This window comes from Rhizobium sp. 16-488-2b (genome assembly GCF_017741815.1).
In the GTDB taxonomy this organism is placed as follows: domain Bacteria; phylum Pseudomonadota; class Alphaproteobacteria; order Rhizobiales; family Rhizobiaceae; genus Rhizobium.
The window spans coordinates 163,756-184,102 of sequence record NZ_JAGHMF010000002.1; the positions used below are offsets into that span (position 1 = coordinate 163,756).

Below are 20,347 nucleotides of genomic sequence, written 5' to 3' on the forward strand. Positions count from 1 at the left end.
TCTAGTGGTGCAGGTCGATATGCGCCTTGAAGAACAGGTCGTCGCTGGGCGGAATGGCCTGGCGCTCGATCATCCGATGCACATGCGGCCCCGCTTCGCCGCGATGCAGCGCCCTTAGCCGGTCGGTGTTTTCGCCGTCCACCTGGGTTCTCCGCTGGTTGTGGCGGATATACTCGACCCAGGTCGGCGTGTGGTAGGTTTCGGTCCACGAGCCCGGCTTTTCCAGGTCGCGCATCAGCGCCCAGTTGCGGGCGCCATCGCGGATGCGGATACGCCGCCGCTCGCCCATCAGCTTCAGGAACTCCGGCACGTCGAGATCGTCGATCTCGTAATCGACCTGGATGACGACAGGCCCGCTGCGCGGCGTGATATCGAGGCCGAGCGCCGGCTCGGTGAAGCGGTTGAGCGGGTCGAGGTTGAGCGTTTCGAAGGCCGGCATGGCGAATTTCAGGCCGACGACGATGCCGAACAGCATGACGACAGCCGACATCAGCAGCGCGTTGGCGACGCCGTAATTGTCGGCGGCGATACCCCAGATCCAGCTGCCCCCGGCAATCCCGCCAAAGGTCACGGTCTGGTAGAGCGACAGCGCCCGGCCGACCACCCAGCGCGGCGTCGAGAGCTGCACGATGGTGTTGAACAGCGACAGCGCCAGAACCCAGCAACCGCCCGAGATCACCAATCCCAAACAGGTGACCGCCGAAATCGGACTGAAGGCGGCAATCGCTGCGCTGAGCGCGAAGCCGGCAAACGACAGCCGCACGATCGTCTCGCTGGAGAAGCGCTCGCGCAGCCTTGCGTTCAGCACCGCGCCGCCGATGGCGCCGATGCCGAAGGAGCCGAGCATCAAGCCGTAGGTCAGCGGGCCGCCGACCACCAGCTCCAGCGCCACGATCGGCAGAAGTGCCAGGATCGAGCTGGCACTGATGCCAAAGATCAGGCCGCGCAGCATGACCTTCTGCAGGTTGGGCGACATCGAGATGTAGCGCAGCCCGGCGAAGATGGCGCTGCCGAGCGCCTCGCGCGGCAGCGTCGTCGCGGGATAGGTCGGCTTCCAGCGCATCAGCGCATAGATCAGCGCGAAGTAGCTCATCGTATTGACGGCAAAGGCCGCTGCCGCACCCGCCGCCGCGACGATGATGCCGCCGATCGCCGGCCCGACGCTGCGGGTAATGTTGAAGCCGACGCTGTTCAAGGTGACCGCGCCGGGAAGATCGGCGCGCGGGACCATGTCCCCCACCGAGGCCTGCCAGGAGGGATTGTTGAGCGCCGTGCCGCAGCCGAGCAGGAAGGTGAAGAACAAGAGCAGCCAGGGCGAGAGGATACCGAAGAAGGCGAAGACGCTGAGCAGCGCCGAGACCGCCAGCATGAAACACTGCGCCGTCAGCATCACCCGCCGTCTGTCGAAGCTGTCGGCCAGCGCGCCCGAGACCAGCGAGAAGAGCATGATCGGCAACGCGGTGGAGGTCTGCACCAGCGCCACCATGTCGCCCGACGCGGTGATCATGGTCATCATCCACGCGGCGCCGACCGCCTGGATGAGGCCGCCGAAATTGGAAGCGATGCTGGCGAACCAGATGGTGCGGTAGGTCTCGTGCCTGAGTGGTGCCAGTGTCGATGAAGTATAGGCCACGATTCCTCCCGTCGAATGCCATGCGCTGCGCCAAGCTATATAAGCGAAACGGCGATCAAGGCCACCGACCGCCTGCCGCAACCGCGCCGTACCGCCGATGGAGCTTGCAATTTCGCGGAAACGGGCCTATATGGCTCTCAAATCTTGATCGCATTGATGAGGAGTGGGCCGCAAGGACCCGCTCTTTTTTATTACCGCGATCGCCCGAAAATATCGCTTAGGAGCGCATCGCTTGTCGGATTCGACGAACGCAGACAATGAACTTGAGCCGCGGCTGATCACCGAGACTGGCCTCGACCAGCGCCTCGCCGCTATCATCGAGCCCGTCCTCATCGACCTCGGCTACCGCCTGATCCGCGTGCGCATGCTCAACCAGAACGGCGCCACCATGCAGATCATGGCCGAGCGCAACGACGGAACCATGGACGTCGAAGGCTGCGAGGAGGTCTCGGTGGCCGTTTCTCCGGTTCTCGATGTGGAAGATCCGATCGATAAAGAGTATCATCTGGAAGTGTCGTCGCCCGGCATCGATCGCCCGATGGTGCGCAAGTCCGATTTCGTGCGCTGGCAGGGCCATCTCTTGAAGTGCGAGACCTCGATCATCGTCGGTGGTCGCAAGCGCTTCCGCAGCAAGATCGTTTCCAGCGACGTCGATGGCTTCACGCTCGAGCGTGACGAGGCTCCGGCCGGCGAGGAAAAGGCGATCGTCATTCCGTTCACGGCGCTTGCCGATGCGAAACTCATTCTGACCGACGATCTGATCCGTGATGCCCTGCGCGCCGACAAGCTGGCGAAGGCAGAGGCCGCGAACCAGAACGAAGCGGAAGACGAAGAATAAACCGATCAACTTGTGGCGCCGGGCAAGGGAAGCCTCAGCGCCTAGACGGAGACAAAACACATGGCAGTCAGTGCGAACCGGCTCGAACTTCTGCAGATCGCAGATGCAGTCGCCCGCGAAAAGGTCATCGACCGCGAGATCGTGCTCGCCGCGATGGCGGACGCGATCCAGAAGGCGGCGCGCTCGCGCTATGGCACTGAATCCAACATCCGCGCCGACATCAACCCGAAGACCGGCGAAATCCGCCTGCAGCGTCTTCTCGAGGTTGTCGAGGCTGCCGAGGACTACTCGACGCAGATCCCGCTCGAACTGGCCCGCGACCGCAACCCGGACGCAGCCCTTGGCGATTTCATCGCCGATCCGCTGCCGCCGATGGATTTCGGCCGCATCGCCGCCCAGTCCGCCAAGCAGGTCATCGTCCAGAAGGTTCGCGAAGCCGAGCGTGATCGTCAGTTCGACGAATTCAAGGATCGCGTCGGCGAAATCGTCAACGGCACAGTCAAGCGCGTCGAATACGGCAACGTCATCGTCGATCTCGGCCGTGGCGAAGGCATCATCCGCCGCGACGAAATGATCCCGCGCGAAAACGTCCGCTATGGCGATCGCGTCCGTGCATACGTATATGACGTTCGTCGCGAACAGCGCGGCCCGCAGATCTTCCTGTCGCGCACGCATCCGCAGTTCATGGTCAAGCTCTTCACCATGGAAGTGCCTGAAATCTACGACGGCATCATCCAGGTGAAGTCGGTTGCCCGTGATCCGGGTTCGCGCGCCAAGATCGCCGTGATCTCGAACGACAGCTCGATCGATCCTGTTGGTGCCTGCGTCGGTATGCGTGGTTCGCGCGTTCAGGCCGTTGTCGGCGAGCTCCAGGGCGAAAAGATCGACATCATTCCCTGGTCGCAGGACCCGGCGACCTTCGTCGTCAACGCCCTGCAGCCGGCGGAAGTCGCCAAGGTCGTTCTCGATGAAGATGCCGAGCGCATCGAAGTCGTGGTTCCGGACGAGCAGCTGTCGCTGGCCATCGGCCGCCGCGGTCAGAACGTTCGCCTCGCTTCGCAGCTGACCGGCTGGGATATCGACATCATGACGGAAGCCGAAGAATCGGAACGCCGTCAGAAGGAATTCAACGAGCGCACCAACCTGTTCATGGATTCGCTCGACGTCGACGAAATGGTCGGCCAGGTTCTGGCCTCCGAAGGCTTCGCCGCCGTTGAAGAGCTGGCTTACGTCGAACTCGACGAAATCGCCTCGATCGACGGTTTCGACGAAGACACCGCGCAGGAAATCCAGACCCGCGCCCGCGAATATCTCGAAAAGCTCGAAGCCGAGATGGACGAGAAGCGCAAGGCGCTCGGCGTATCCGACGAACTGCGTGGCATCGACGGCATGACCGCCCAGATGATGGTCGCCCTCGGCGAAGACGGCATCAAGACGATGGAAGACTTCGCTGGCTGCGCAGCCGACGATCTCGTCGGCTGGAGCGAGCGCAAGAACGGCGAGACCAAGAAGTTCGAGGGCCTGTTCTCGAAGTTCGACGTTTCGCGCGTCGAAGCTGAACAGATGGTCGTTCAGGCCCGCCTCGCGGCTGGCTGGATCACCGAAGAGGACCTTGCGAAGGAAGCGGAAGCTGAAGAAGCTCCCGAGGCCGAGCAGGAAGTTTAATGTCTGCGCGTGAGCCTACCGTTTCTCCTGAGGACGACGATCTTGCAGGTTATGACGTGAATGGTCGCATGTGCATCGTGACGCGCGAAAGCGGATCGCCGGATGAGCTGATCCGCTTCGTCGCCGCTCCCGATGGGACGGTGGTGGCCGACCTGAAGCGTCAGCTTCCGGGTCGCGGCTGCTGGGTGAAGATCGACCGCGCCCTGGTCGACAAGGCGGTGGCGAAGAAATCTTTCGCCCGCGCCCTGAAAACGGATGTGAAGGCGGCCGCCGATCTCGGCGAGACCGTCGACAAGCTGCTGATGCAGCAACTGATGCAGATGATGAACATGGCCCGCAAGGCCGGACAGTTCATCACCGGCGCCTCGAAGGTGGATGCCGCGATCCGCAGTGGCGCGGCGCTTGCCGTGTTCCATGCAACGGACGCGGCGGCCGACGGCGTGAGAAAGATCGACCAGGCCCGCAAGGCCTGGCACCTCGGAATGGAGACCGAGGAGGAAATACCTTCCTACAAACTCTTCTCGGAGAGCGAAATGGAAGGCCTGATGGGTCAGAACGCTTTTATCCATGCTGCAGTGCTTGCAGGGCAGGCGGGTGAGGGTGTAGTGAAGCGCGCAAAGATGCTCGAACAGTACCGCAATGGCGGTCAGTCCCGGGCAGCGGGCGGCGCTGGCCGGCAAAAACAATGATACGGTCACCGGACTTGTCCGGCCCGATGTCATTGATCGACATTTTGATTGACAGGGACTGATGACGTCATCGCTCCCTGTCCGAAGGAACGGGAACGAATGACCGATAGCAATGACGACAAGACACTGAACGGCCCGGGCAAGAAGACTCTGACCCTGAAACCGTCGGGCGTAAGCCAGGGCACCGTGCGCCAGGATATGGGCCGCGGTCGCACCAAGGCGGTCGTTGTCGAGACCCGCAAGCGGCGCCCGATGCGCCCGGAAGACGAACAGCGCCCGATCACCCCGGTGGCAGCACCGGCAGCGCCCGTACGCGCCGCCGAGCCCGCTCCTGCGCCCGCAGCAGCGGCAGCACCGGCGCCGGCGCCTGTTCAGCAGGCCCGCCCGCCGCAGCCCCAGCAGCCGCAGCGCTACAATCAGCCGAGCGGCCAGCAGTATAACCGTCCGCAATCCCAGCAGCCTTCGCGCCAGCAGGATCGTCCGCGCCCGGTGGTTCTGAACCATCTGTCGCCGGAAGAAATGGACGCGCGCCGCCGTGCGCTCGCCATGGCCCAGGTTCGTGACGCCGAGGATGCGGTTCGCCGCGCCGAGGAAGAAAAGCGCCGTGCCGCCGAAGAGATCGCACGCCAGGCTGCTGCCGCTGAAGAAGCCAAGCGCCTTGCCGCCGAGGAAGCAGAACGCGCCGCTGCGGCCGCTGCCGCTCCGCCGGCACCTGCAACTCCCGCACCGGCCGCCGCCGAAGCACCGCGCACGCAGGCTGCGGCACCCGCCGTTCGCCGCACCGATGCGCCGTCTTCCGCCCGTCCGGCTCCCGGTGGCGCACCGGCTGCCCCCGGCGTCCGTCGCCGCGAAAATGATGAAGATGATCGCGGTGGTGCACCGCGCGGTGGCGCTCCGGCGCGTGGCCGTGTCGTGCGTCCGGAACCGGCAAAGCCGGTTACCGCGCGTCCGAAGGGTGACGATGGTCGCCGCCAGGGCAAGCTGACGATCACGGCTGCCAGCACGGACGACGACGGCAACAACCGTGGCCGCTCGATGGCCGCCATGCGCCGTCGCCAGGAAAAGTTCCGCCGCAGCCAGATCCAGGAAACCCGCGAAAAGGTTGTTCGCGAAGTCATCCTGCCTGAGACCATCACCATTCAGGAACTGTCGCAGCGTATGTCTGAACGCGCCGTCGACGTCATCAAGTACCTGATGAAGGAAGGCCAGATGATGAAGCCGGGCGACGTCATCGACGCCGACCTCGCTGAACTCATCGCCGGCGAATTCGGCCACACCGTCAAGCGCGTTTCGGAATCCGACGTTGAAGAAGGCATCTTCGACCGGGCCGACGATGCCGGCGAAATGGTTTCGCGTCCGCCGGTCGTGACGATCATGGGTCACGTCGACCACGGCAAGACCTCGCTGCTCGACGCCATCCGTCAGGCAAACGTCGTCTCGGGCGAAGCCGGTGGCATCACCCAGCACATCGGTGCCTATCAGGTCGAACAGAACGGCCAGAAGATCACCTTCATCGACACCCCCGGCCACGCCGCCTTCACGGCCATGCGTGCCCGTGGTGCGCAGGCAACCGACATCGCGATCCTCGTGGTCGCGGCCGACGACAGCGTCATGCCGCAGACGATCGAATCCATCAGCCACGCAAAGGCTGCCGGTGTTCCGATCATCGTGGCGATCAACAAGATCGACAAGCACGAAGCCAACCCGGACAAGGTCCGTCAGCAGCTTCTGCAGCACGAAGTCTTCGTTGAATCGCTCGGCGGTGAAGTGCTCGACGTCGAAGTGTCGGCGAAGAACAAGACCAACCTCGACAAGCTGCTCGAAGCCGTCCTCCTGCAGGCCGAAATCCTCGACCTCAAGGCCGACCCGACGCGTACTGCCGAAGGTATCGTGATCGAGGCCCAGCTCGACCGTGGTCGTGGCGCGGTTGCGACCGTTCTCGTCCAGAAGGGCACGCTGAAGCCCGGTCAGATCATCGTTGCCGGCGATCAGTGGGGCCGCGTTCGCGCGCTCGTCACCGACAAGGGCGACCATGTCAAGGAAGCGGGTCCGGCCATGCCGGTCGAAGTGCTCGGCCTGTCCGGCACGCCTGCTGCCGGTGACAAGTTCGCCGTCGTCGAAAACGAGAGCCGTGCCCGCGAGATTTCCGAATATCGCCAGCGTCTGGCCCGCGACAAGGCGGTTGCCCGCCAGACCGGTCAGCGCGGTTCGCTCGAACAGATGATGAGCAAGCTGCAGAACACCGGCTTCAAGGAATTCCCGCTGCTCATCAAGGGCGACGTGCAGGGTTCCATCGAAGCGATCATCGGTGCTCTCGACAAGCTGGGCACCGACGAAGTGCGGGCACGTATCGTCCATTCGGGCGCCGGTGCCATCACGGAATCGGATCTGGCGCTTGCCGAATCCTCCGACGCCGCGATCATCGGCTTCAACGTCCGTGCCAACGCACAGGCACGCGTCGCCGCTGAACGTGCCGGCATCGAGATCCGCTACTACAACATCATCTACGATCTGGTGGATGACGTGAAGGCAGCGATGTCGGGTCTGCTCACGCCGGAGCGCCGCGAAACCTTCCTCGGCAATGCCGAGATCCTCGAGGTGTTCAACATCACCAAGACCGGCAAGGTCGCGGGTTGCCGCGTTACCGAAGGCAAGGTCGAACGTGGTGCGGGCGTCCGCCTCATCCGCGACAACGTCGTCATCCACGAAGGCAAGCTCAAGACGCTCAAGCGCTTCAAGGACGAAGTGTCGGAAGTTCCGGTCGGTCAGGAATGCGGTATGGCCTTCGAGAACTACGAAGACATCCGCGCGGGCGATGTCATCGAATGCTTCCGCGTCGAGCATATCACCCGTACGCTCTGATCGTGCGAGACTAGAGTTGTGGACGGGCGCCGGATCATATGAGGCCGGCGCCCGAACCTTTTGAGGCCCCGGACTTTTGAGGCCCCAGATTTTTGAGGCAAAGAACAATGGCAACAAAAACCTCGACAGCACAGTCGCAGCGCATGCTGCGCGTCGGCGAGCAGGTGCGCGCCGCGATCACCCAGGTCCTGCAGCGCGGCGAAGTGCGCGACGACCTCCTGGAAAAGACCGTCATTTCCGTGTCCGAAGTGCGCATGTCGACCGACCTCAAGGTTGCGACCGCCTTCATCACGCCGCTCGGCGTATCGGATCACGAGACGGTCATCACGGCGCTCAACCGCCACGCCAAATTCATCCGCGGCCGTCTCGGCCCGCATCTCCGGCAGATGAAATTCATGCCCGAGATCCGCTTCCGCGACGATACGAGCTTCGACAATTACAAGAAGATCGACGAGCTGCTGCGCTCGCCCGAGGTCATGCGCGACCTCGAGGACGGCGATACCGACGAAAAGTAACAGAAGAGCCTTATGTCCAAACCACGCAAGCCCAAAGGCCGCCCGATCTCGGGCTGGCTTATCCTTGACAAGCCCGTCGACTTCGGCTCGACCGAAGCCGTCTCCAAGATCAAGTGGCTGTTCAAGGCGCAGAAATGCGGCCACGCCGGTACGCTCGATCCGCTGGCTTCGGGCATGCTGCCGATCGCGCTTGGCGACGCGACCAAGACCGTTCCCTACGTCATGGACGGCCGCAAGATCTATGAATTCACCGTGACCTGGGGCGAGCAGCGCTCGACCGACGACCTCGAGGGCGAGGTTATCGAGAGCTCCGACAAGCGTCCGACCGAAGACGAGATCCTGGCGCTGCTGCCGAACTATACCGGCGTCATCAGCCAGGTCCCGCCGCAGTTCTCCGCGATCAAGATCGCCGGCGAGCGCGCCTATGACCTCGCCCGCGAGGGTGAGACGGTCGAGATCCCGTCGCGTGAGGTCGAGATCTATCGCCTGACGCTGCTCGAATGCGAGAACGAGAACACCGCGCATTTCGAAATCGAGTGCGGCAAGGGCACCTATGTCCGCGCGCTCGCCCGCGATTTCGGCCGCGATCTCGGTTGCTTCGGCCACATCTCCGGCCTGCGCCGCAGCTTCGTCGCGCCCTTCGCCGAGGAGACCATGATCCCGCTCGCAGAGCTCGTCGCACTGGAAGACATTCAGGATGACGGAGAACGCCTGGCGGCACTCGACGCGCTTCTGATCGACACCAGCGAGGCGCTGTCCTCGCTGCCGCATCTGATCGTCAACGACGACCAGGCTCACCGCCTGAAGATGGGCAACCCCATCCTGGTGCGCGGTCGCGATGCGCCGGTGGAAGAAAGCGAAGCCTATGCCACGGCCCGCGGCAAGCTGATCGCCATCGGCGAAATCGGCCAGGGCGAATTCCGCCCCAAGCGCGTCTTCGGCTGATGTTTTTAACCCGGCGCCGACGCGCCGGGCACGCCTCTTCCCTTTGCTGCCTGAATGGTTTATAGGCAGCGCCAGCATCAGGCATTGCTTGAATGCATTCGCGGCCAAAGCTGGACGACATCCCGGCTTTTGGCGACCTTATCTCCTCTCATCGAAAGGAACATCCGATGTCGATTACTGCTGAGCGCAAGACGGCACTTATCAAGGAATACGCAACGTTCGAAGGCGACACCGGTTCGCCCGAAGTTCAGGTTGCGATCCTCACCGAGCGCATCAACAACCTCACGGAACACTTCAAGGGCCACAAGAAGGATAACCATTCCCGCCGTGGCCTGCTGACGATGGTTTCGAGCCGCCGCTCGCTTCTTGACTACCTCAAGAAGAAGAACGAAGGCCGTTACACCAAGCTGATCACCAGCCTGGGTATCCGCCGCTAAGGCTTTGCCGGCGGGCGCTCCTTATGGACGCCCGCCGCATTTGTTTCCGGGGAACGTTTCTCCGACACCGCAGGACGCCCTAGGCGTTTGCGGGACTGCCCGCGGACCCGGATGGGCCGGATCCGCAAAACCAACCGTTGACCTGTCATGGGGCAGGATTGCCGGATGCTTTCGGCCAAGGCGCACACCTTGGCCCGATTTTCTCGACGAGGAAATCGAGACCGCAAAGCCTCCCGTTGTCTTGCCCATGATGCGTCATCAACAATTGCGGTCGTCTGCGCCGTGCCCTTGGGCCAATGGCGCGCCTCCGCATTGAAGGACAAGACATATGTTCGACACTCATTCCGTGGAAATCGAGTGGGCAGGCCGCCCGCTGAAGCTCGAAACCGGCAAGATCGCCCGTCAGGCTGACGGCGCCGTTCTCGCGACCTACGGCGAAACCGTGGTTCTCGCCACCGTCGTTTCCGCCAAGGCGCCGAAGCCTGGCCAGGACTTCTTTCCGCTGACCGTCAACTACCAGGAAAAGACCTACGCAGCCGGCAAGATCCCCGGTGGCTACTTCAAGCGCGAAGGCCGTCCGTCGGAAAACGAAACGCTGGTTTCGCGCCTGATCGACCGTCCGATCCGCCCGCTCTTCCCTGAAGGCTACAAGAACGACACGCAGGTCGTCGTCACCGTCGTCCAGCACGATCTGGAAAACAACCCGGATGTTCTGTCGATGGTTGCCGCTTCGGCTGCTCTGACGCTGTCCGGCGTTCCCTTCATGGGCCCGGTCGGCGGCGCGCGCGTCGGCTACATCAACGGCGAATACGTCCTCAACCCGCATCTCGACGAGATGGACGAGTCGATCCTCGACCTCGTTGTCGCCGGTACGCACGACGCCGTTCTGATGGTTGAATCCGAAGCCAAGGAACTCAACGAAGAAGTCATGCTCGGCGCCGTCATGTTCGGCCATAAGGGTTTCCAGCCGGTTCTCGACGCGATCATCAAGCTCGCCGAAGTGGCTGCCAAGGAGCCGCGCGACTTCCAGCCGGAAGACTTCTCCGAACTCGAAGCCGAAATGCTGAAGCACTTCGAAGCCGAGCTGCGCACCGCCTACAAGAACACCCAGAAGGCTGAACGCTACGCTGCCGTCGACGCCGTCAAGGCCAAGGTCAAGGCGCACTTCTTCCCTGAGGGCGAAGAGCCGAAGTACACCGCCGAAGTCATCGGCGCGATCTTCAAGCATCTGCAGGCCAAGATCGTTCGTTGGAACATCCTCGACACCAAGAGCCGCATCGACGGCCGCGACCTCGAGACCGTTCGTCCGATCGTATCGGAAGTCGGCCTCCTGCCGCGCACCCACGGTTCTGCTCTCTTCACCCGCGGTGAAACGCAGGCGATCGTCGTTGCCACGCTCGGCACCGGCGAAGACGAGCAGTACGTTGACTCGCTCACGGGCATGTATAAGGAGCGCTTCCTGCTCCATTACAACTTCCCTCCCTACTCGGTTGGCGAAACCGGCCGCATGGGCTCTCCGGGCCGTCGCGAAATCGGTCACGGCAAGCTCGCTTGGCGCGCTATCCGCCCGATGCTTCCGTCGGCTGAGCAGTTCCCCTACACGCTGCGCGTCGTCTCTGAAATCACCGAGTCCAACGGCTCGTCCTCGATGGCAACCGTCTGCGGCACCTCGCTCGCTCTGATGGACGCCGGCGTTCCTTTGGCTAAGCCGGTTGCCGGTATCGCCATGGGCCTGATCCTCGAAGGTGACCGCTTCGCCGTTCTCTCCGACATCCTCGGCGACGAAGACCACCTCGGCGACATGGACTTCAAGGTTGCAGGTACTGCCGACGGCATCACCTCGCTGCAGATGGACATCAAGATCGCCGGCATCACGGAAGAGATCATGAAGGTCGCTCTCGGCCAGGCACAGGGCGGTCGTACGCACATCCTCGGCGAAATGTCGAAGGCGATCTCCGAAGGCCGTTCGCAGCTCGGCGAATTCGCTCCGCGCATCGAAGTCATGAACATCCCGGTCGACAAGATCCGTGAAGTCATCGGCTCCGGCGGCAAGGTCATCCGCGAAATCGTCGAAAAGACCGGCGCCAAGATCAACATCGAAGACGACGGCACCGTGAAGATCGCATCTTCCTCGGGCAAGGAAATCGAAGCGGCCCGCAAGTGGATCCACTCGATCGTTGCCGAGCCTGAAATCGGCGTGATCTACGAAGGCACGGTCGTGAAGACCGCCGACTTCGGCGCCTTCGTCAACTTCTTCGGCGCCCGCGACGGCCTCGTCCACATCTCGCAGCTCGCTTCCGAGCGTGTTGCCAAGACCCAGGACGTCGTCAAGGAAGGCCAGAAGGTTTGGGTCAAGCTCCTCGGCTTCGACGAGCGCGGCAAGGTCCGCCTGTCGATGAAGGTTGTCGACCAGGCAACCGGCCAGGAAATCCCTGCCGACAAGAAGAAGGAAGAAGCAGCCGAGTAAGCTGCGCCTTCCGATGACTTCATGGGCGCGGGAATCTTCTCGCGCCCTTTTTCTATTCAGGATCGAGATAAAACGATGAGCAGCGAAACGCTGAAGACACTGTTCCACCCCTTTGTAAGCGGCACCGTCGAGGCGCCCGGCGAGGGCGAGCGCGTGCTCTTCCTCGGCGCCGAGGCTGGCTTCGCCCTGCCGCAGGGCTTTGCCGCCGCGCTGAGCGCCGTACAGGGCTTTCGGCCGCTGTACCGGCAGCTGCTCGCCCAGCGCATCGAAACCACGCCTGAGGTCGAAGGCGAGGACTACGATGCCGTTCTGGTTCTCTGCAACAAGCACAAGGGCGAGAACGAGGCGAATATCGCCGAAGCACTTACCCGCGTGAAGATGGGCGGCCTCGTCGTCGTCGCCGGCGGCAAGGAAGACGGCATCCAGCCGCTGCGCAAGCGCATGGAAGCCTTCGGCCTGTCGCTCGAGCACATGCCTAAGTATCACGGCGTCGCCTTCTGGTTCGGCGCGCCGGCAGATCCGTCCGAAATCATCGCCAAGTTCGCCAAGCCCGCTGTGCGCGTCGACGGCCGCTTCGAGGCCGCCGCCGGCATGTTCTCGCATGACCGCATCGATGACGGATCGGAGCTGCTCGCCTCTCGCGTGCCCACCGATTTCACCGGCGACGTCGCCGATTTCGGCGCCGGCTGGGGCTATCTCTCCGTCGAGATGGCGGAACGCTCCCCCGGTGTCAGCCGCCTCGACCTCTACGAGGCGAATTACGCCGCGCTGGAGGCCGCCAAGGCCAACATCGAGGAGAACTGCCCGAATGTACCGGCACGCTTCTTCTGGCACGATCTGGCGGGCGAGCCGGTCAAGGACAAGTACGACCTCATCATCATGAACCCGCCCTTCCACGAAAGCCATGCCGCCGAGCCGGCGCTCGGCCAGGCGATGATCAAGACGGCGGCATCCGCGCTCCGCTCCGGCGGCCGCCTGCTGCTGGTTGCCAACCGCGGCCTGCCCTACGAGCCGGTCCTGGCGGCGAGCTTCCGCGAAAGCGGCGAAACCTGCCGCAACGCCCGCTTCAAGGTCTTGTGGGCGAAGAAATAAGGCCTAGGGTACCTCGGTCCGCATACTCGCGTCCGAGGTCACCTTGCCTGTTTCAGAGCGTCATCAAGACACTGCCGTTCACCTTGAGCGGCAGCTTCTGCGCAATATCGTTCTGCTGAAGCAGCTATCGCTCTTCCCCGACGATACCATTGCGTATCGGGTCTCGGATCGCACGGGATCGGGATCTCTCGTGCTCCTCAAGGTCTCCGCCAGCCCCTATGATCGGGACGCGTATGCCGAGGCGGATTGGGTTGCCTTCATCTCAAGCGACGCTCCCGCCCTTACAGAACGGCTTCTCGAGCACGTGCCAGAGAATGTCGGCGTCGTGTTCAAGGTGGCCAATGATGCCGACCGCCTGATTATTTCGGCGCGCTACGCAACAGAGCAGAAAGCCTGCTATCTATCCTACACCGGGAAGGGCAGCGTCGAGCGCGATATCGACGTGGCTGTCACCGTCGCACCCGGAAACGCCGTTCTCGACGCGCTTGAGAAGCAAGGGCACGCCCGCAACTGGCTGCAAGCCCTGCTCGATGCCGGTGAGGCTTTCGTCTGCATCCTCGGCCCCGAGGACCAGCCGCAATCGCTGTGCTTCGTCTTCCGGAATTATGGGGCGGTCTGGGAGATTGGCGGCGTCTATACCGCCGAGAATTCGCGGGGCCGAGGTTTCGCGGGTAAAGTCGTCCGCACGGCCCTGGCCGAACTTGCCAAGAGAAACATGCTCTCGCGCTATCAAGTCAGCGCCGACAACAGCGCCTCAATTCGCGTTGCCGAGAAGCTTGGCATGCAGCGCTTCATGACGCTTACGCACCACTTGCGCTTGCCGAGCGCGTTGCCGTAAAGGCGTTACCGGCCCCGAGGCCGGGAAGTGAGCGGCATCCATTGCTCCCCGGTGGTCCGAAGACAGGAGCGATAGAAACGAAAAAGGCCATGCGCAATATAATGCGCATGGCCTTGCATTCGGTTCTGGCTGGCTGCCGCTTACTCGGCGTCCGCCTTGCGCAGCGTATCGAGCGCCGGCATCGAGGTGATGTTGAAGCCGGCGTCGACGAAGTGGATTTCGCCGGTGACGCCTGCCGCCATGTCGGAGAGCAGGTAGAGGGCCGAGTTGCCGACGTGATCGATCGTCACGGTCTTGCGCAGCGGCGAGTTCTGCTGGTTCCACGACAGGATGGCGCGGGCGTCCGAAATGCCGGCGCCGGCCAGCGTGCGGATCGGGCCGGCGGAGATCGCGTTGACGCGAATGCCGCGCGGGCCGTAATCGGCCGCCAGGTAGCGCACGGAGGCCTCGAGTGCCGCCTTGGCGACGCCCATGACGTTGTAGTTCGGGATGACGCGCGTCGAGCCGTTATAGGTCAGCGTCAGCATCGAGCCGCCTTCGTTCATCAAAGGCGCCAAACGCTTGGCGATCTCGGTGAACGAGAAACAGGAGATTACCATCGTGCGGCTGAAATTCTCGCGCGTGGTGTCGGCGTAGAGGCCCTTGAGCTCGTTCTTGTCGGAAAAGCCGATGGCGTGAACGACGAAATCGAGCGTGCCCCAGCGTTCCTTGATCGCGTCCACAGTGGCGTCGACGGAAGCGATGTCCTCGACGTCGCATGGCAGCACGAAGTCGGAGCCGACTTCGGCGGCAAGCGGCTTGACGCGCTTGCCCAGCGCATCGCCCTGGTAGGTGAAGGCAAGTTCCGCGCCCTGTGCCGCCAGCGCCTTGGAGATGCCCCAGGCGATGGAGTGGTTGTTCGCGACACCCATGATAAGCCCGCGCTTACCCTGCATGATTCCCGTCATGTTATTATCCGTTGTAGCGCTGGAAGACGAGCGTGGCGTTGGTGCCGCCGAAGCCGAAGGAGTTGGAAAGCGCGATGTCGATCTTGGCGTCGTCGATGCGCTTGCGCACGATCGGCACGCCGTCGAACTCGGGGTCAAGCTCGGTGATATGAGCGCTTTCGCCGATGAAACCGGCCTGCATCATCAACAGCGAGTAGATCGATTCCTGCACGCCGGCGGCACCCAGCGAGTGGCCGGTGAGCGACTTGGTCGACTGGATGTGCGGGATCTTGTTGCCGAACACTTCGCGGATCGCGCCGATTTCCTTGCTGTCGCCAACAGGCGTCGAGGTGCCGTGCGTGTTGACGTAATCGACATCGCCCTTCACCGTCGAGAGCGCCTGGCGCATGCAGCGGATCGCACCTTCGCCCGACGGAGCGACCATGTCGTAGCCGTCGGAAGTAGCGCCGTAGCCGACGATTTCGGCATAGATCTTGGCGCCGCGGGCCTTGGCATGCTCCAGCTCTTCGAGAACCAGAACGCCTGCGCCGCCGGCAATCACGAAGCCGTCGCGGGTCGCGTCATAGGCGCGCGATGCGGTCTCGGGCGTGTCGTTGTACTTGGAAGACATGGCGCCCATGGCGTCGAACAGGTTCGACATCGTCCAGTCGAGATCCTCGTGGCCGCCGGCGAACATGATGTCCTGCTTGCCCCACTGGATCATTTCTGCGGCATTGCCGATGCAATGCGCTGATGTCGAGCAGGCAGACGAGATCGAGTAGTTCACGCCGTGGATCTTGAACCATGTCGCGAGCGTGGCCGAGGCCGTCGAAGACATCGCCTTCGGCACGGCGAACGGGCCGATGCGCTTCGGGCTGTTGTTCTTGATGGTGATCTCGGCTGCTTCAATCAGCGTGCGGGTCGAAGGACCACCCGAGCCCATGATGATGCCGGTGCGCTCGTTTTCGCTGTAGTCCTTTTCCTCAAGACCGGAATCGGCGAGCGCCTGCTTCATCGCGACATGGTTCCACGCACCGCCCTGAGACAGGAAGCGCATGGCGCGGCGATCGACCAGATCCGTCGGATCGAGCGAAGGGCGACCCCAGACCTGGCACTTGAAGCCGTGCTCGGCGAAATCGTTGGAAAAGGAAATGCCGGACTTGGCATCGCGCAGCGAAGCGGTGACCTCGGCGGCGTCATTGCCGATCGAGGAAACGACGCCCAGACCCGTGACAACTACCCGTCTCATGTGTTTCGACCTTTTCGTTTTTTCTAACTTGGAAAACCAGGCACGGATGCCCGGTGCAATCAGGCGTCTTTGTCCTTGGACAGGCCGACGCGCAGGTCGGAGGCCTGGTAGATGGTTTCGCCATCGGCCTTCAGCCAGCCGTCGGCGGTGCCGAGCACCAGGCGGCCGCGCATGACGCGTTTGAAGTCGATGCCGTATTCGAGCAGCTTCGTGGTCGGGCGGATCATGCCCTTGAACTTCACTTCACCCGTAGACAGCGCCATGCCGCGACCGGGCTCGCCGAGCCAGCCGAGGAAGAAGCCGGTCAGCTGCCACATGCCGTCGAGGCCGAGGCAGCCCGGCATGATCGGGTTGCCCTGGAAGTGGCAGGGGAAATACCAATCGTCTGGCTTCACATCGTACTCGGCGCGGATATAGCCCTTGTCGAAGGCGCCGCCGGTTTCGGAGATGTCGGTGATGCGGTGAACCATGAGCATTGGCGGCAGAGGAAGCTGCGCGTTGCCGGGGCCGAAAAGCTCGCCGCGGCCGCATGCCAGGATTTCCTCATAGTTGAAGCTGGATTGTTTCGTCGCCATGAAAACTCTAATTCCCCCGCAACTAAGCTGATGGATGTGAACGTTTAGTCCAAGTTCGACGGAAAATGAAGCATAAGCATGACTGATCTTCACCACGTCCAAGGACCGGCTGCGCGCCTTATTTGGTGGTCGCATACAGGAAGGCCAAGCCCCGGGCCAGCACTAATTACGCAAAAAGCCCGATTTCGCGGCGCTTTGACACCCGTTGTCCCCATTGAAACTATTGAAAGCCATTCGTGCAAAAGTTATATGGCTAAGAGAAACCTGATTGCGGGACGCTAGATTAGCGGGAGTTGTTGATGGCGGCTGAAGCCCCTCTTACCATTGAAGCAAGGTTGCGGGGCGCTGGCCTCAGGCCGACGCGCCAGCGCGTCGCGCTCGGCGACCTGCTCTTTGCAAAGGGCGATCGCCACCTGACCGTCGAGGAACTGCACGAGGAGGCCGTTGTCGCCGGCGTGCCGGTGTCGCTTGCCACCGTCTACAACACGCTGCACCAGTTCACCGAGGCTGGCATGATCCGCGTTCTCGCGGTCGAAAGCGCCAAGACCTATTTCGACACCAATGTCTCCGATCACCACCACTTCTTCGTGGAAGGCGACAACGACGTGCTCGATATTCCCGTCAGCAATCTCACCATCGACAATCTGCCGGAGCCGCCGGAGGGCATGGAAATCGCCCATGTCGACGTGGTGATCCGCCTGCGGCCCAAGCGCAGCTGATCTAAAATAATCTCTACATCACATCGTCGGGATGCCGGCCGGGCTTTGCCTTGTAGGTGGGAAACGTCCAGCCGTAGTAAAGCGCCCCTCCCCGCACCGCGAATGCCGCAAGCACGCCCGCGGCTGACGCCGCATAGAGTGGTAGCCCAAACTCATTGGCGCCGGTGAAGATCGCCGCGCCGACCAGCGCCGCGCTGATGTAGATCTCCGGCCTCAGCAGCACCGAGGGCTCGTTGGCGACAAGATCGCGCAACACGCCGCCGAAGGTCGCCGTCAGCGTGCCGGTGACGATCGCGATGGTCGGCGAGCCGGTGGCGGCCAGCCCCTTGGCCGCACCCATGGCGCAATAGGCCGAAAGCCCGACGGCATCGAGCCAGATCAGCAGCCGGTAGCGCGATTCCACCATATGCGCGGTGAAGAACACCAAAACGCCGGCGGCACAGCAGACCAGGATATAGGTAGGGTTCAGAACCCAGAAGACCGGCACGCGACCCAGGACGATGTCGCGCACCGTGCCGCCGCCGATGCCCGTGATGACCGCGAAGAACAGGAAGCCGATCAGATCGAGCTGCTTGCGCGAGGCGGCAAGCGCACCCGTTGCCGCAAACAGGGCAACGCCGGCATAGTCGAGATAGACGAATGGCGACATCGCGTGCTCCAATGGCGATCTTTCCCTCGAATAATCATGGCCGCAAGGGCGGCGCAAGGCGGATCAGCCAAACTCACGAACCAATGGCGTCCTTATCCGACGAAAAGAGAACCTGTGAAAACGCTGCTGATCGCCTTGAACCTCGTTGCTGCCCTGGCCGTATCCACCGCGGCCTACGCCCAGCAGTCGCTGCTTCCCGATCCTGAAGTCTACGAGAAGGATCATTTCAAGCAGCAATGCACCGAGGTCGAGTTCTCCGACGGTTTCGTCACCCATCAGGACATCAACAATGACGGGCTGGTCGATGTTGTCGTCAACGAGGGCGAAATGACCTGCGACGGCACCAAGGGCCCGCAGTGCGACGAGGACGGCTGCGTCTACAATTTCTATCTGCAGGTCGCCGAGGGCGGCTATTTCATGATCGCCACCGCCAAGACCTATGGCTACGATTTCGTGCAGCGCTTCGGCAACAAGGTGCTGGCCATGAAGATGCATCCGCGCTTCTGCGACCGGCCAGACGGCGATCCGAAGACCGATCCCTGCGTCATCACCACCCGCGTGCGCGGCACCAAGTTCGTCACCATCTCCAAGAAGTAGCGTCGGGAAACGGCCGGCTCAGCGCGGATAAAGCTCCGAGGTGCGCCCGGCGAAGTAATATCCGACGAGGCCGAACCATTCGCGGATCGCCGTTGCCATGTTCTGCGCGTTGCGGCTCGGCTGCGTGAAATCGAGCGCCAGGTGCTCGTGGCCGTCGGTTTTATAGTCCGTCGGCCACGGCGTCACGTCGATGCCGAGCTTGCGGAAGATCCCGACCGAGCGCGGCATGTGATAGCCCGAGGTGATCAGCAGGCAGTTGGAAAGCCCCTGGCTCGCCAGCAGGTCCTTGGTGTTGACGGCGTTTTCAAAGGTGGTCCGCGAGGTCGTCTCCTGCACCAGCCGCTCCTTCGCCACGCCGAACAGCGGGAAGAACCGTTCGGCCATGACCGCATCGCCCTCGTAGACACCCGACATAGACCCATCGCCGCCCGAGACGAGAATGCGCGACTGCGGATATTTCTGCGCCAGCCTCAGCGTCTCGATAAACCGGTCGCCGCCGGCATTCATTTCGATCCCGTGCCTGGATGTATTCACCTCATTCTCGAAGCCGCCACCGAGCACGATCATACATGTGAGTTCGGCGGGATCCTGCGGCTTGGCGAAGCGGTCCTCGAGCCCCTGCAGGAGATAATTGCCTGATGTCGTATAGAGCGTGAGGAAGAGCACCAGCGCGGCGCAGGCAGTCGCGAGCAGGCTGATGATGCGGAAGCGGATCAGCCCCGCGATCAGCGCGACGAGAATAAGCAGGAAAGCCAGCGACAGCGGCTGGCCGAAAATCCAGACGAGTTTCGAGAAGACAAACACGCGGGGGCCTCCGTTCCTGCATCGGTTCTGGAACGACGTCTAGCTGATTCGCGCTGACGATGGTGCGACGATCACTTCGCGCTGGACGGACGCGCGTGCGGCCGCCGACTGGTTGAACCGCCGCTGCAGCGGCTTCGGGATCAGGAGAGCAGCCAGCGCGATCAACATCGCGAAGGCGGCGACCACCCAAAGTGCTGAGGCACCCGCAACCTGCGTCAGCAGCGCGCCCGCTATGGCGCCGAGCAGCATGCCAAGCCAGGGAACGATCTGGATTGTCCAGTCGAGCCGCCGATCGCCGATCAAAAAGCGGCCGATGCCGCGCCCGAAACGCGACAATGCCCCGGTCACATAGGTAAGCCCGATCGGCAGCCCCTCAATATGTTCCACCGCGGCGTTCACCATCCCCATGGAGGCAACGATCAGGTAGAAGCGGGGAAGCACGAGGCCGGGATCGCTCATCAGCGAAGCACCCGCCAGCATCAGCCCGACGCAGCCAAGCACCACGAAAACCCGCCGCTCGGCGAAATGCGCAAGCACGATCCCGGCCGCGTTGCTGAGCACGAAGACGGTGATCGCCGCGATCAACACGGCCGCATGCCCGAAGTTTCCTGCCCCAAGCGAAAGTGCGGCGCGCGTCGTATTCCCGGTCATGAACGACACGAAATCACCGCTCAAAACCAACCCGGTCGCATCCGTCATCCCCGCCAAAAACGAGATTGCGCCGGCGAGCGCAAGCCCAGTTGCCGTTCGGCGCGTGTGAATGATGCGGCGTCGTCTCTGTCGTGTCATGGGTGGGGTCCGGGACGCTGAAATCGTGCTGCGGACCTTGGAGCCTCGCGGCGTGAAA

General features: G+C 62.7%; 19 protein-coding genes. 12 read left to right on the forward strand and 7 right to left on the reverse strand.

Annotation, left to right across the window (positions count from 1 at the left end; genetic code table 11):
- Position 1: 1 nt before the first annotated feature.
- Positions 2-1,633 carry an MFS transporter gene (locus tag J5286_RS01295; RefSeq protein WP_209188663.1) on the reverse strand — a complete coding sequence of 544 codons (1,632 nt, stop codon included), beginning with the start codon at positions 1,631-1,633 and terminating at the stop codon, positions 2-4.
- Between the two features lie 232 nt (positions 1,634-1,865).
- On the opposite strand from J5286_RS01295, the gene rimP reads away from it, so the two are divergent.
- The 10 genes from rimP (at position 1,866) to J5286_RS01345 (ending at position 13,981) form a co-directional block, all read left to right on the forward strand.
- On the forward strand, positions 1,866-2,471 hold the full coding sequence (gene rimP, locus J5286_RS01300) for a ribosome maturation factor RimP (RefSeq protein WP_209215323.1): 606 nt from the start codon (positions 1,866-1,868) through the stop codon (positions 2,469-2,471).
- 60 nt (positions 2,472-2,531) lie between these two features.
- Positions 2,532-4,136 carry a transcription termination factor NusA gene (gene nusA / locus J5286_RS01305; RefSeq protein ID WP_018899111.1) on the forward strand — a complete coding sequence of 535 codons (1,605 nt, stop codon included), beginning with the start codon at positions 2,532-2,534 and terminating at the stop codon, positions 4,134-4,136.
- Positions 4,136-4,825 (forward strand): RNA-binding protein, encoded by a 690-nt coding sequence (locus J5286_RS01310; RefSeq protein WP_047506545.1) that lies wholly within the window; start codon positions 4,136-4,138, stop codon positions 4,823-4,825. The genes nusA and J5286_RS01310 overlap by 1 nt, the downstream gene beginning before the upstream one ends.
- Before the next feature lie 99 nt (positions 4,826-4,924).
- The gene (gene infB, locus J5286_RS01315; RefSeq protein ID WP_209188662.1) at positions 4,925-7,687 is read left to right on the forward strand and encodes a translation initiation factor IF-2; all 2,763 of its coding nucleotides are present in this window, start codon (positions 4,925-4,927) and stop codon (positions 7,685-7,687) included.
- 107 nt (positions 7,688-7,794) lie between these two features.
- Complete coding sequence (rbfA, locus tag J5286_RS01320; protein ID WP_018899114.1) at positions 7,795-8,202, forward strand: 30S ribosome-binding factor RbfA; 408 nt, start codon at positions 7,795-7,797, stop codon at positions 8,200-8,202.
- Between the two features lie 12 nt (positions 8,203-8,214).
- Entirely contained in the window at positions 8,215-9,147 is a 933-nt protein-coding gene (truB, locus tag J5286_RS01325; RefSeq protein ID WP_209188661.1) for a tRNA pseudouridine(55) synthase TruB, read from the forward strand.
- A gap of 167 nt (positions 9,148-9,314) precedes the next feature.
- Positions 9,315-9,584, forward strand: coding sequence for a 30S ribosomal protein S15 (gene rpsO / locus J5286_RS01330; protein ID WP_026283114.1), 270 nt, complete (start codon positions 9,315-9,317; stop codon positions 9,582-9,584).
- 328 nt (positions 9,585-9,912) lie between these two features.
- A complete protein-coding gene (gene pnp, locus J5286_RS01335) occupies positions 9,913-12,051 on the forward strand; it encodes a polyribonucleotide nucleotidyltransferase (protein ID WP_111563050.1) in 2,139 nt (712 codons plus the stop codon).
- A gap of 75 nt (positions 12,052-12,126) precedes the next feature.
- Positions 12,127-13,143, forward strand: coding sequence for a class I SAM-dependent methyltransferase (locus tag J5286_RS01340; RefSeq protein ID WP_209188660.1), 1,017 nt, complete (start codon positions 12,127-12,129; stop codon positions 13,141-13,143).
- 43 nt (positions 13,144-13,186) lie between these two features.
- Positions 13,187-13,981, forward strand: coding sequence for a GNAT family N-acetyltransferase (locus J5286_RS01345; RefSeq protein WP_209188659.1), 795 nt, complete (start codon positions 13,187-13,189; stop codon positions 13,979-13,981).
- A 140-nt stretch (positions 13,982-14,121) separates the two neighbouring features.
- Here the strand turns inward: J5286_RS01345 and fabI are convergent, their stop codons facing one another.
- Genes fabI through fabA form a run of 3 tightly spaced genes read right to left on the reverse strand, consistent with a single transcriptional unit; the run spans position 14,122 to position 16,731 of the window.
- A complete protein-coding gene (gene fabI, locus J5286_RS01350) occupies positions 14,122-14,928 on the reverse strand; it encodes an enoyl-ACP reductase FabI (RefSeq protein ID WP_018899121.1) in 807 nt (268 codons plus the stop codon).
- Between the two features lie 4 nt (positions 14,929-14,932).
- A complete protein-coding gene (fabB, locus tag J5286_RS01355) occupies positions 14,933-16,156 on the reverse strand; it encodes a beta-ketoacyl-ACP synthase I (RefSeq protein WP_018899122.1) in 1,224 nt (407 codons plus the stop codon).
- A gap of 59 nt (positions 16,157-16,215) precedes the next feature.
- Positions 16,216-16,731 (reverse strand): 3-hydroxyacyl-[acyl-carrier-protein] dehydratase FabA, encoded by a 516-nt coding sequence (fabA, locus tag J5286_RS01360; protein ID WP_018899123.1) that lies wholly within the window; start codon positions 16,729-16,731, stop codon positions 16,216-16,218.
- A 299-nt stretch (positions 16,732-17,030) separates the two neighbouring features.
- Here fabA and irrA point away from each other — a divergent pair, with 299 nt between their 5' ends.
- Positions 17,031-17,450: an iron response transcriptional regulator IrrA gene (gene irrA / locus J5286_RS01365; protein ID WP_026283115.1), complete on the forward strand. Its 420-nt coding sequence runs from the start codon at positions 17,031-17,033 to the stop codon at positions 17,448-17,450.
- A 13-nt stretch (positions 17,451-17,463) separates the two neighbouring features.
- Here irrA and J5286_RS01370 read toward each other — a convergent pair whose 3' ends face one another.
- On the reverse strand, positions 17,464-18,099 hold the full coding sequence (locus J5286_RS01370) for a trimeric intracellular cation channel family protein (protein ID WP_018899125.1): 636 nt from the start codon (positions 18,097-18,099) through the stop codon (positions 17,464-17,466).
- Between the two features lie 114 nt (positions 18,100-18,213).
- Between J5286_RS01370 and J5286_RS01375 the strand changes: the two genes are divergently transcribed.
- Positions 18,214-18,696: a hypothetical protein gene (locus J5286_RS01375; RefSeq protein WP_209188658.1), complete on the forward strand. Its 483-nt coding sequence runs from the start codon at positions 18,214-18,216 to the stop codon at positions 18,694-18,696.
- 18 nt (positions 18,697-18,714) lie between these two features.
- Here J5286_RS01375 and J5286_RS01380 read toward each other — a convergent pair whose 3' ends face one another.
- Together J5286_RS01380 and J5286_RS01385 are read right to left on the reverse strand one after the other, a co-directional pair.
- Complete coding sequence (locus tag J5286_RS01380; RefSeq protein ID WP_209188657.1) at positions 18,715-19,500, reverse strand: YdcF family protein; 786 nt, start codon at positions 19,498-19,500, stop codon at positions 18,715-18,717.
- Positions 19,501-19,539: 39 nt separating this feature from the next.
- On the reverse strand, positions 19,540-20,289 hold the full coding sequence (locus J5286_RS01385; protein WP_209188656.1) for a YoaK family protein: 750 nt from the start codon (positions 20,287-20,289) through the stop codon (positions 19,540-19,542).
- Between the last annotated feature and the right edge of the window lie 58 nt (positions 20,290-20,347).